General features: G+C 64.2%; 9 protein-coding genes. 2 read left to right on the top strand and 7 right to left on the bottom strand.

Going from position 1 to position 11,412, the window contains the following annotated elements; translation table 11 throughout:
- Positions 1 to 234: 234 nt before the first annotated feature.
- Positions 235 to 1,083 (bottom strand): methylenetetrahydrofolate reductase [NAD(P)H], encoded by an 849-nt coding sequence (metF, locus tag NFI08_RS07340; protein WP_108131758.1) that lies wholly within the window; start codon positions 1,081 to 1,083, stop codon positions 235 to 237.
- A 248-nt stretch (positions 1,084 to 1,331) separates the two neighbouring features.
- On the opposite strand from metF, the gene NFI08_RS07335 reads away from it, so the two are divergent.
- The gene (locus tag NFI08_RS07335; RefSeq protein WP_349588360.1) at positions 1,332 to 2,261 is read left to right on the top strand and encodes an AEC family transporter; all 930 of its coding nucleotides are present in this window, start codon (positions 1,332 to 1,334) and stop codon (positions 2,259 to 2,261) included.
- Positions 2,262 to 2,296: 35 nt separating this feature from the next.
- On the opposite strand, the gene NFI08_RS07330 is transcribed toward NFI08_RS07335, so the two are convergent.
- Entirely contained in the window at positions 2,297 to 2,950 is a 654-nt protein-coding gene (locus tag NFI08_RS07330) for a glutathione S-transferase family protein (RefSeq protein ID WP_349588357.1), read from the bottom strand.
- Between the two features lie 144 nt (positions 2,951 to 3,094).
- On the opposite strand from NFI08_RS07330, the gene NFI08_RS07325 reads away from it, so the two are divergent.
- Positions 3,095 to 3,679, top strand: a complete 585-nt coding sequence (locus NFI08_RS07325) for a TetR/AcrR family transcriptional regulator (protein WP_249742728.1) — start codon at positions 3,095 to 3,097, stop codon at positions 3,677 to 3,679.
- Between the two features lie 63 nt (positions 3,680 to 3,742).
- On the opposite strand, the gene NFI08_RS07320 is transcribed toward NFI08_RS07325, so the two are convergent.
- The 5 genes from NFI08_RS07320 to metK all read right to left on the bottom strand — a co-directional run bounded on the left by NFI08_RS07320 (position 3,743) and on the right by metK (position 11,118).
- Positions 3,743 to 4,546: a UDP-2,3-diacylglucosamine diphosphatase gene (locus NFI08_RS07320; RefSeq protein WP_045992239.1), complete on the bottom strand. Its 804-nt coding sequence runs from the start codon at positions 4,544 to 4,546 to the stop codon at positions 3,743 to 3,745.
- A gap of 193 nt (positions 4,547 to 4,739) precedes the next feature.
- A complete protein-coding gene (ahcY, locus tag NFI08_RS07315) occupies positions 4,740 to 6,167 on the bottom strand; it encodes an adenosylhomocysteinase (RefSeq protein WP_045992240.1) in 1,428 nt (475 codons plus the stop codon).
- Positions 6,168 to 6,206: 39 nt separating this feature from the next.
- Positions 6,207 to 8,252 carry an NAD-dependent DNA ligase LigB gene (ligB, locus tag NFI08_RS07310; protein WP_349588351.1) on the bottom strand — a complete coding sequence of 682 codons (2,046 nt, stop codon included), beginning with the start codon at positions 8,250 to 8,252 and terminating at the stop codon, positions 6,207 to 6,209.
- 275 nt (positions 8,253 to 8,527) lie between these two features.
- The gene (locus tag NFI08_RS07305) at positions 8,528 to 8,995 is read right to left on the bottom strand and encodes a hypothetical protein (RefSeq protein ID WP_108449996.1); all 468 of its coding nucleotides are present in this window, start codon (positions 8,993 to 8,995) and stop codon (positions 8,528 to 8,530) included.
- A gap of 902 nt (positions 8,996 to 9,897) precedes the next feature.
- Positions 9,898 to 11,118, bottom strand: a complete 1,221-nt coding sequence (gene metK, locus NFI08_RS07300; RefSeq protein ID WP_045992242.1) for a methionine adenosyltransferase — start codon at positions 11,116 to 11,118, stop codon at positions 9,898 to 9,900.
- Positions 11,119 to 11,412 lie beyond the last annotated feature (294 nt).

Below are 11,412 nucleotides of genomic sequence, written 5' to 3'. Positions count from 1 at the left end.
TAACCCCGCACCTTGAGCCCCGCCCTCTGGCCCCGCCCCATGGCGGGGCTTTTTCGTGCCTGGGACTCCCCTCATGACGACGGCCGCCCGCCGTTAGCCTGCGCCCAACCGCCAGGCTTCTTCGTTTCTCTACCCTCCCCCAGAACGACGTCGGCCCCGCACAGGGCGGGGCCGACGTTCTTGTTGTTGTGGTCGCGACTGGCTAGCGCGACCCGTCCAGCGTTGTTGTTGGTGTCATGAGCGGCCGGTGATGTTGTCGACGATCTTCAGCGTCGGCTCGGCCTGGTTGAGGGTGTAGAAGTGCAGTCCCGGGGCGCCGCCGTCGAGCAGGCGCTGGGCCAGGCGCGAGATCACCTCTTCGCCGAAGTCGGCGATGGCGGCGCTGTCATCACCGTACGCCTCGAGCTGCTTGCGAATCCAGCGCGGGATCTCAGCACCGCAGGCGTCGGAGAAGCGCGCCAGCTTGGAGTAGTTGGTGATCGGCATGATGCCGGGGATGATCGGTGCTTCCACGCCAAGCTGGCGAGCCCGCTCGACGAAGTGGAAGTAGGCGTCGGCGGTGAAGAAGTACTGGGTGATCGCCAGATTGGCACCGGCATTCATCTTGCGGGCAAAGTTCTGCAGATCCGACTCGAAGCTCGCCGCCTGGGGGTGAGACTCCGGGTAGGCCGCCACCGCAATCTCGAAGTGATCACCGGTCTCCTCGCGGATGAACTCCACCAGCTCGTTGGCGTAGCGCAGCTCGCCGATGCCGCCCATGCCGGAAGGCAGGTCGCCGCGCAGGGCCACCAGGCTGTTGATGCCCTGGGCCTTGTAGTCGGTCAGCAGCTCGCGCAGCTGGGCCTTCTCGCTGCCGACGCAGGACAGGTGCGGCGCGGTGGTGATGCCGCACTCGCGCACCGCGTTGACGGTGGTGATGGTGCGATTCTGGGTGGAACCGCCGGCACCGTAGGTGACGGAAAAGAACCGCGGATTGCGCTCGGCCAAGAGGTCCCGGTTGCGCATCAGCTTCTCCCGCCCGGCGTCGGTATTCGGGGGGAAGAATTCGAAGCTGATGCCCAGCGGGTGCTCTTGTGCGCTCATCTCGGGGTCCTCGTGAAGCGTGTCGGGCTACCGCAAATCGGCGGCCGTAAAGGTGATGGGTGCCATTGTGACGACTCGACCTCACCCCGACCAATGAAAGTTTCGCGGGTAAACTTCAATTCTCTTCATATAAGAAAAGGGAAGCTCATAACCATCTGTTCTAAAAAATGACCTCGGCAGCCGGCCCGGGCTGACACCGGCGCGCCCAGACGGCATGATACGGGGCCTGGCACCCAAGGATGATAAACATGGCCGTCGACCCGACCTCGCTGATGGGCCCCCTGTGGACCCTGCTCGCCTTTGTCGCCCTCGGCGTCCTGTCCGCCAGGCGCCTCAAGGTCGACCCTCGTCCCATCGCCACCCTGCTAATCTACCTGATCGCTCCGCTGACCTTCTTCCGCGCGCTGGTACTGGGCGGTCCGACGCCGGTCTACCTCGCCCTGACCGCCGCCCTGTTCGTGATCGCAAGCCTGGTGGCCGTGCTCATCAATCGGCTGGGCAAGCGCTGGCTGGGGGATGAGGAAGGCTCGGTGCTGGCGTTTTCTGCCGGTACCGGCAACACCGGCTACTTTGGTTTGCCGGTGGCGCTGGTGTTGCTGCCCCCCTCCGGTGTCACCCTGTACCTGTTCTGCGCACTCGGCGTCACCCTTTACGAGTTCACCGTCGGCTTCTATCTAAGCGCCCGCGGCCGCTTTACGGTGCGCGACAGCCTGCTCAAGATCGCCAGGCTGCCGCTGATCTACGCCTTTCTGGCGGCGCTGCTGGTGGAAGGGGTCGGCATGACGGTGCCAGCGGCGGTGACCGATGCCATGTCGGTGTTTCCGGCAACCTACACCCTGCTCGGCATGATGATCATCGGCATGACCCTGGGTCGTGTTTCCGTGCGCTCGCTGGATGGGCGCTTTATCGGCGCCTGCGTGGCGGTGCGTTATACCCTGTGGCCACTGCTGATGCTGGGCGCCGTCCTGTTGCTCAAGGCCACCACCGGGCTGTCACAGGACATGGCGTTGGCGCTGCTGTTGATCGGGGTGGTGCCCATGGCCGCCAACGTGGTGGTAGTGGCCATGGAACTCGGCATCGCGCCCGGGAAGGGCGCCCTGGCGGTGTTGATCACCACCCTGGCCGCGCCGCTGGTGATTCCGCTGTACCTGAGCGGGATGCTTGGACTGGTGCAGTGAAGCTGAAAGGCGAAAGTCGCTAGCGCCGAGAGTGACTAGCGGGGAAACACGGGCGCTACCAATACCGCCTTGCCGGAAGGCCGCGATCTCAGACGCTCCACGTAGGCTCGGACATTTGGCGCCGCCTCCATCAGCGAGGAGGCGGGCGGCGTGGCCTCCAGATAGTCGAGCATCGGCGCCGCCAGGGCATCGGCCAGGGTGAAGCCATCACCGACGAGAAAGTCTCTCCCCGCCAACTGGTGTTCCAGGATGGTCAGTATCCGTGCCACCTCCGGGGCCGCCTCGCGTACCCGGTCTTCCCTCACCTCGCCATTGGGCCCCTTGGGAAAGACCAGTTCCAGCAGGTAGCGCCGCACGATGGCCTGGTCGGCCTGGGTGGCGAGCGCAGCACACCACTGGTCCACCTGAGCCCGCGTCCAGTCATCCCTGGGTAGCAGGTCGGGCCCATCGAAGGCGCCCTCCAGGTAGCGGCAGATGGCAACGCTCTCGTACAGACGGTGTTCGCCGTGAATCAGCACGGGGATCTTGTCGAAGGGGTTGAGCGCCTTGAACTCCGGTGAATGCAGCTCGACCCGACGTCCTTCGACCTCCATCCCGACACTGTGCTCGATACCCTTCTCGTGACACACCAGCATCACGCTGCGCACGAAGTTCGAGAACGCGGGACCCACGATATGTACGCTTGCCATGCCAACCTCCTGGTTACCAGACGATAAACCGCCGGCCCTTGCCGATATATACGCCGACGTGTGCGCGAGTCGTGCTCGCTCGTCTTGCAGCATGGCCGCTGACACCATATGTTCAATAACATATTCTGCCATCGGAGACGGCCCATGCCCTGGAGCCGCGAACGCAAGCACGAGACCCGCACCCGTATCCTCGACGCAGCTGCCCGCTGCTTTACCCGAAAAGGCTACGATGCCGTCAGTATCGACGAGGTGATGGCCGCCGCCGGCCTGACCCGGGGCGCCTTCTACGCCCACTTCGACAGCAAGTCGACGCTCTACGCCAATGCCATCCGTCATGCTGCCAGGCGCGGGGCCATCGCGCTCGATCACCTCGAAAGTCGAGAAGCCCGCATCGAGGCCTACTTGAGCCAATCTCTCGCCAAGGACGAGGCAACCTGCCCACTGGCCTGCCTGGTCAGCGATGTGGCACAGCGCGACGAGCAGGTGCGCACCACCTATACCGCCCTGCTGGAAGGCTTCCTGACGCGCTTTGTCGACACCTCTGACATGGACACCGACACGCGAAAGCGCGCGCTCGGCCAGACGATTGCAATGATCGGCAGTCTGGCCATGGCGCGTACGGTCAATGACCCGCAGCTGGCGGAAGAATTACTGGAGGCTGGCAGAACACTGGCAAAGGCCAATGCGCTACCCGTCAGTCGGAGCGGCGTTGTCGGCCAGGAAGCCTGAAGAAAACGACTGAGCAAGGCCGGTAAAGCGAACGGATACAACACGAGCGATGGGGGAGGCCTCTCAGGCCCCCGCCAGGGCGCCCTCGGGGCAGGCGCGGGGCATCGAAGGCTCGGCCTCGATCACCTGCCCTTCCCAGTCGATCAGCGCCAGGCTGCCGTCGGGGCGCTCGATCAGCGCCGTGCAATGCTCCACCCAGTCACCGTCGTTGCAGTAGAGCACGCCATCCTGGGCACGAAATCCTGCCTTGTGAATATGCCCGCCGACGTAGCCATCGAGTCCTTCCCGGGCCGCCTGGTGGATGGCCGCCTGCTCGAACTGTTCGACATAGCGCTGGGCCGCGCCGATGCGCCCCTTGACCGCCGCCGCCAGCGACCAGTAAGGCAGGCCCAGCAGGCTGCGCGCCTTGTTGCACCAGCGATTGAGCGACAGCACGAACTGATGCATGCCATCACCCAGCGCCATCAGCCAGGGGGCCAGGCGCACATGGGTATCGAACTCGTCGCCGTGGCTCACCAGCAGGCGACGACCATCGGCGGTCTCGTGAATCGCCCGGCGCTCGATGCGCACCCGGTGCATACGGATGCCACACAGCTGACGCAAGGCCGCGTCGTGGTTGCCGGGGATGTAGATGATCTCGCATCCGCCCTTGGCCAGGCGCAACAGTCGCCCCACCAGACGCTGCTGCTCCGCCGGCAGTGACGCCCGACGGTGCATGGCGATAAGGTCGATCACATCCCCTACCAGATACAGGCGCTCCGGGCGCACGCGGCGCAGCAGCCGCGACAGCAAGGCGGCCTGGCAATCCCGGGTGCCGAGGTGAAGATCGGAAATGAACAGGGTACGAGCGGTCAGTGATGTGGCCATGGGCAGTCTCCTGTGACGCCCTCCCAGCCTGTCCTGTCCCGGTGACACTGCCGTGGCGCGACCATGACGAAACGATGACCGGTGCCGCCCCCTGCCCCGCTATTCCCCAGGCTCGCCCCAGGCTGACTACCTAGCCCTGGTTCCCTGCCCCGATCAAGGCTGGCGGGGCGCACAGCCCCCTATCCGGCAAGCCTCAGTAACGATAGTGGTCTGGCTTGTATGGCCCCTCCACCGGCACTCCGACGTACTCCGACTGAGCCTCGGTCAGCTGAGTGATCACGCCGCCAAAGCCCTCCACCATGTAGCGTGCCACCTCCTCGTCGAGATGGCGTGGCAGCACCGTGACATCGATCATGCCGTCGCGCTCGTCGGGGCCCAGCTCGGCAAAACGCCGGGCGTACAGGTGCATCTGCGCCAGCACCTGATTGGCGAAGGAGCCGTCCATCACCCGCGAGGGGTGGCCGGTGGCGTTGCCCAGGTTGACCAGACGCCCCTCGGCCAGCAGGTAGATAACATTGCGGCTGTCGGGATCGTACGTCTGCCCCGGCCCGGCGTCACGGTAGATCTTGTGCACCTGGGGCTTGACCTCCTCCCAGAGCCATTGCTTTCGCATGTAGGCGGTATCGATCTCGCTGTCGAAGTGGCCGATATTGCAGACCACCGCGCCATTCTTGAGAGCGCCCAGCATGGCGGCGTCACAGGCGCCGATATTACCGGTGCAGGTCACCACCAGGTCGGTCTTGCCGAGCAGTTCGAGATCGAGACTGTCGACGCCACGATTGACACCGCCGCGATAGGGAGAAACCACCTCGAAGCCATCCATGCAGGCCTGCATGGCACAGATCGGGTCGATCTCGGCGACACGCACGATCATGCCCTCCTGGCGCAGCGAGGCCGCCGACCCCTTGCCCACGTCCCCATAGCCCATCACCAATGCCTGCTTCCCCGCCAGCAGGTGATCGAGCCCGCGCTTGATGGCGTCATTCAAACTGTGACGGCAGCCATACTTGTTGTCATTCTTCGACTTGGTGACGGCGTCGTTGACGTTGATGGCCGGCACTTTCAAGGTGCCTGCCCTGAGCATCTCGAGCAGTCGATGGACACCGGTGGTGGTCTCTTCACTGATGCCGTGGATGGCGTCAAGCTTGTCCGGATGTCGCTCGTGCAACAGCAGCGTCAGGTCTCCGCCATCATCCAGCACCAGATTGGGGGTCCAGCCGTCGGCGCCATCCACCGTCTGCTCGATACACCACCAGAACTCGTCCTCGCTCTCGCCCTTCCAGGCAAATACCGGGATGCCTGCTGCGGCGATGGCCGCGGCGGCGTGGTCCTGGGTGGAAAAGATATTGCAGGACGACCAGCGTACGCTCGCACCAAGGTCGACCAGGGTCTCGATCAGCACCGCGGTCTGAATCGTCATATGGATACAGCCAGCGATACGTGCGCCCTTCAGCGGCTGGACCTCACGGTACCGGGCCCTGAGGGACATCAAGGCCGGCATCTCGCTTTCGGCGATGCGAATCTCGCGGCGCCCCCAGTCGGCCAGGCCGATATCGGCGACCCGGTAGTCACCCTGACGCTGAGCCCACTGCGCCCTTTGCGAAGCCTCGGTCGGAGTCATGCTCGCCTCCTGCTGGTTATCCAGCCTTCACTATAGGAGTCACCATGGCGGACTCGCCAACCACCAGGGCGCTGCGCCGATCTCTAGCCGGGCGCCAGCATCACTTTTCAGTCGAGTCGCTGAGGGGGAAGCTGGTGCGCGGTGTGAGAGACTAGCTGGAGAGCGGTTCGAAGGGCTATGCGAAGGGCCATGCGAAGGGCTAGCTGAGCCCGGCGTGGCAATCGAACGTGTCGCGTCATCGTCGAAGGCCCCGACGAAGCCAGCAATACCGGCGTCGGCCAGTTGCCGCGCCAGGGCGTCGACCTCGGGATGCGATAGAAACGCGCGCCAGCGCCTGGCGCCGACATCACCGACGCCGGGGCGGTGGCGCCAGCCGGCAGCGTCCAACGCCGACAGCGTGCGCCAGGAGTCGTGCTCGGAGATACCCCCGGCCGAGGGCGCTCCCAGGGCGCTTAGCCACTGCGGGAAGCCGCGATGGCTGGTCTCGGAGAAGGCAACACCAAGACGCTCTGCGGTGACCTTGCCGATGCCGCCTGCCTGGGCCAGTCGCTCTGGCGTCAGTTCCCGCCAGTCCAGCAACCCCTCCACCAGGCCAGCGTCCACCAGCGCCTTCCAGGTGCCTTCCCCGACGCCGTCGAGATCCAGCGCCGATGAATTACTGAGCCAGGCCAGGCGAGCCAGAAACTGCTGCCGGCAGCCCGGGGTCGGGTGCCAGCAGCTCAGCAGGTGAAAGTCCGATTCCGCGGGAACCTCGAGGTCAGGCCTCTCGGCTGCGCGCCAGGCCACCCCCTTTAGCTGAGGGATGATCAGCCCGGCCAACTCGATGATCACCTGATCGCCGGGCCGCAGATCCCACTCACGCCAGCGTGACAGGCTCCCCAGGCTGACCTGGCTCAGCCTGCGTCCATCCACCTCCACCGGCACAAGCCGGGCCACCGGGGTGATGCGACCGCTGCGACCAATGCGGAACGCTATGTCGGCTACCTCCGCCAGGGCCTCTCGCGGAGGATACTTCCAGGCCAGTGCCCAGTGCGGCGGCTCGGCCTGCCAGGTCACACCGTCGGGCCTGCGCCCACGCCGTAGTACCACGCCATCGGTGGCGAAGGGCAGCGGCGAGCGATACCAGCGCTCGCGCCAGGCGGCGGCGTCCTCCTGGGATTCAACAGGGTGGGTGTATCGCGATATTTGACCCAGGCCCAGGCGCTCGAGCCCTGACAGTCGCTCCTCGAGCGCCCGCGGCCCCATCGGCCAGGACCAGACGAACAGACCGATACGCTGGCCCAGCGCAGGGGACAACTCATCGCGGGCAAGCCAGCCGGCCACATGGGAGCGTGCCCCTGCCCCGCCATCCCGCTGCTGGACATGATCTTCAAGGTGCTCATACAGCTCACCCTGAAACACCAGACCATCGCCGTCGGCAAGCGACTGCCAATCACCTGCCAGGCGCTGGGGAATCGACGGGATGACCGCGGCATGGCGTGTCCAGTCCTGGCCGGTCCGCCCGTCCCCACGACTGTACACGCCCGCCAGGCGGCCTTCGTGATAGACAAGGCTGACCGCCACGCCATCTACCTTGGGCTGAATCCAGACATCGGTAGCGCGGTCGGCCGGTGCCGCAGGCGGCGAGCCTGGACCTTCAGTCACCAGCCAACGCTGCACCTCGGCAGCGTCCTGCGCCTTGCGCAGCCCAGTATGCGCCACAGGATGGCGCTGCCAGGGGATGGCACTATCCGCTGTCGGCGCGGAAGCCCTATCCTTGAAGTCCGCCACCTCGAGCTCGGGAAAACAGCGCTGGAGTTCGCGCCACCGACGTTCGGTCTGGTCGAACACATCATCGCTGACCGGCGAGCTGCCGTCCTTTCGGTAGGCCTGCTCCCACTGCCGCAGGTGGCTGGTCAACTCGGTGATGCGACTGGACGCCGTGCTCGCCGTCCAGTCAGGACAGCTGGCGTTGGCCCACGACGGCAGGACCAGCGACACCACGAACAGCAGGCATCGCCAGCTGGCTGAGGAATGGAGAGACGAGAGGGTGGTGCTTTTCTGACGAGATACGAAACTCTGACAAGAGACGAGACGCCCGGCCATCTGGCCCTCCTTGGTCACGACCGAAGGTCACCATCGCAGACCACGACCTGACATGACGGCCGAACGCCTCGGCCGAACGCCTCGACCGATCGGCACGTTCGAACGGCGTGATCAGACGGCATACCTGAACGGCGCGGCTGTACGGAGAGCCCGTATGCTGAGGTGCTACTGGCGACGCTTTCTCAGATGGCGATCGGTACGTCGTACCGACCACCATGTCAGCACCAGCAACGGCGAGGTGATGGCGACGCCGAGCAGCACCTGTTGACCGATGCTCATAATCGAATATCTCCCAAGGGTTCGCTCTCGAACATCGTTGCATCATGCCCCAGGCACGAAAGGCGCTGCGTCGACAGCACAAAGGCGGGCACGCTCAGTGCAATGACGATGACGGCGGTCAAGAGTCCCTGGTGCTGAAGCAGAATCATCATGATGGCGGCGGCAGTCACCAGGAACGTTGCCAGTGCGGCGGTAGCCTCCAGCGCCAGCTTGGTCATGAATAGCTCACGATACTGGAGATAATCATCGTCACCTTCCGGCGATACCACGTCATGGGAGTATCGCCCTCCAGCCTCGGTGGTCCCGTCATCGCCAGCCCCCTTGCGCGACGGCGACTCCTTGCGCCAGAGTTCCTGCTGTGACGCCAGCCTGGTTCGCGAGCAGGTCGGGTCCGCGTGAAGACGCTGAAAGTGCCCCTGATGATGGCGCTGATAGAAGTGATAGTGGTGCCTTGCTTCGCCCATCTTCTGATCCCCCTGTCGTTGCTACCGTCTTGGCGCAGCGCTCATGTCCCTGATCCTGTCTCACCCGCACATCGGCTCTTCTTCGTGCCGCCCGGGGCACCAGCCAGTATTCCTGTCACGGGCGCTATGGCCTCTTTCCATCGTGCCGACCACACCATCGTGCCGGCCACACTTCAATCGCGGCCAAGACATGTGCTTCCACGAACCGCCTTCTGTCCAGCGCCCCAAATGCCAAGGACATGGATATATACCGACGTCCAACTCACACAGGCCATATATGCCTGTCGCCGAAAGCGCCTCTTTCCTGACATCTTTCAGGCGGCTCGCCGGCGTTTTTTATCGCTAATCATTCTCACGTTCTGGCCGCCTTCCAACCGCTTTCTAACCGTTTTTCCGGCGACGTGGGCGTCACTTTCCCGTGCAGGCCACTTGGCCGCCGATGGTTTCTCGAACAGCGGTTTCTCGACAGTGGTTTCTCGACAACGATCTGGCGATGGACAACGACACATCGAACCTTTGACTACCGAGAACCAACGACCATCACTGGCTGCCTGACAGATGATGACGCGCTGATGCGATACCGCGCTGCCGACTAAGCGGCATCTGCATCCTGTCTCCATCTAATATTAGCCGTGAGCCAAAGGCTTCTCCGCCCGCATGCGCGGATATGAAAAGGAATGAGATGATGTCGCCGTTTGACGCATAACCCGGCGACAAAGAGGTAGGCAAAGACGCACAATCACCACCAGGTCACCAGAAGACTTGCGACCGCTCTGCCAACGTCTCTTCGCACATTCGCGGCCCCCCCGCCGCCACAATGCGACAAGGCCCGCCTGGCGAACCAGGCGGGCCTTGTCATGTCGGCAGGCGCGGACACCGTGCCGATACTGTCGGATGAGGGCTCAGATACCGGCGGCGGCGCGCAGAGCGTCGGCCCGGTCGACCTTCTCCCACGGGAAGGCGGTAAAAGTCTCGGTGTGGATCTCGCCTTCGGTATCGGTCCAGCTATAGCTGGTCTCGAAGGGCTCACGGCCAAAGTGACCGTAGGCTGCGGTCAGCTGATACATGGGATGCAGCAGATCCAGCATGCGAGTAATGGCATTGGGGCGCAGGTCGAAGTGATCGCGCACCAGCTCGACGATACGTTCGTCATCGATACGACCGGTGCCGAAGGTGTTGATCGACACCGAGGTCGGCTCGGCGACACCGATGGCGTAGGACACCTGGATCTCGCAACGCTCGGCCAGTCCCGCCGCTACCACGTTCTTGGCCACGTAGCGGCCGGCGTAGGCGGCGCTGCGGTCGACCTTGGACGGGTCCTTGCCGGAGAAGGCGCCACCACCATGTCGCGCCATGCCGCCGTAGGTGTCGACGATGATCTTGCGCCCGGTCAGGCCACAGTCACCCACCGGGCCGCCGATGACGAACTTGCCGGTCGGGTTGATGTGATAACGCGTGCTGTCGGACAGCCACTCCGCCGGCAGTACCTGCTCGATGATCTCGCGCTGGACCATCTGGCGCAGCTGCTCCTGGTCGATGTCCGGATCATGCTGGGTGGACAGCACCACGGCATCGACCGCGCAGGGCTTGCCGGCATCGTCGTAACGGAAGGTCAGCTGGCTCTTGGCATCGGGACGCAGCCAGGGCAGCAGGCCACGCTTACGCAGCTCGGCCTGGCGCTCCACCAGCCGATGGCTGTAGTGGATCGGCGCCGGCATGTAAGAGTCGGTTTCGTTGGTGGCATAGCCGAACATCAGGCCCTGATCACCGGCGCCCTGATCCTCGGGCTTTTCGCGATCGACGCCCTGGGCGATTTCGACGCTTTGCTTGCCGATCAGGTTGAGCACCCCGCAGGTCTCGCCGTCGAAACCGACGTCGGAGGAGGTATAGCCGATATCCATGATCACCTTGCGCACCAGCTCCTCGAGATCCACCCAGGCGGAGGTGGTGATCTCGCCGGCCACGATGGCGACACCGGTCTTGACCAGGGTCTCGCAGGCCACACGGGCATTCTTGTCCCGCGCGATCAGGGCATCGAGCACGGCATCGGAAATCTGATCGGCAATCTTGTCCGGGTGTCCTTCGGACACGGACTCGGAGGTAAACAGGGAGTATTCGCTCATGGCGTCCTCGACCCTCTGTAGGATAATCGGCAGGCGGGCCTGGCAAGATGGAAACGGGAGCGACCGTGATCGACGATCGCACTATGCAGATTCCGCGTGGACCTGGCGGGACGAAATTCTACACGCTCGACCGTCCGGTTCCTAGCGACAGGCCGGGCCATGGCAGACCCTGCCAGGCATGGATCAAGTCCCCGGCATTTGATGGATCTGTCATTTCCGGCGACAATATGTCCCCGATCGATCCGCGCCGCCCCTCCCGCCCTCGTTGTCCACAGGCACGACAGGCGGCGCCTA

Source organism: Halomonas sp. EF61 (assembly GCF_040147045.1).
Taxonomy (GTDB): domain Bacteria; phylum Pseudomonadota; class Gammaproteobacteria; order Pseudomonadales; family Halomonadaceae; genus Halomonas; species Halomonas litopenaei.
This window is presented reverse-complemented; position numbering and strand designations above follow the sequence as displayed.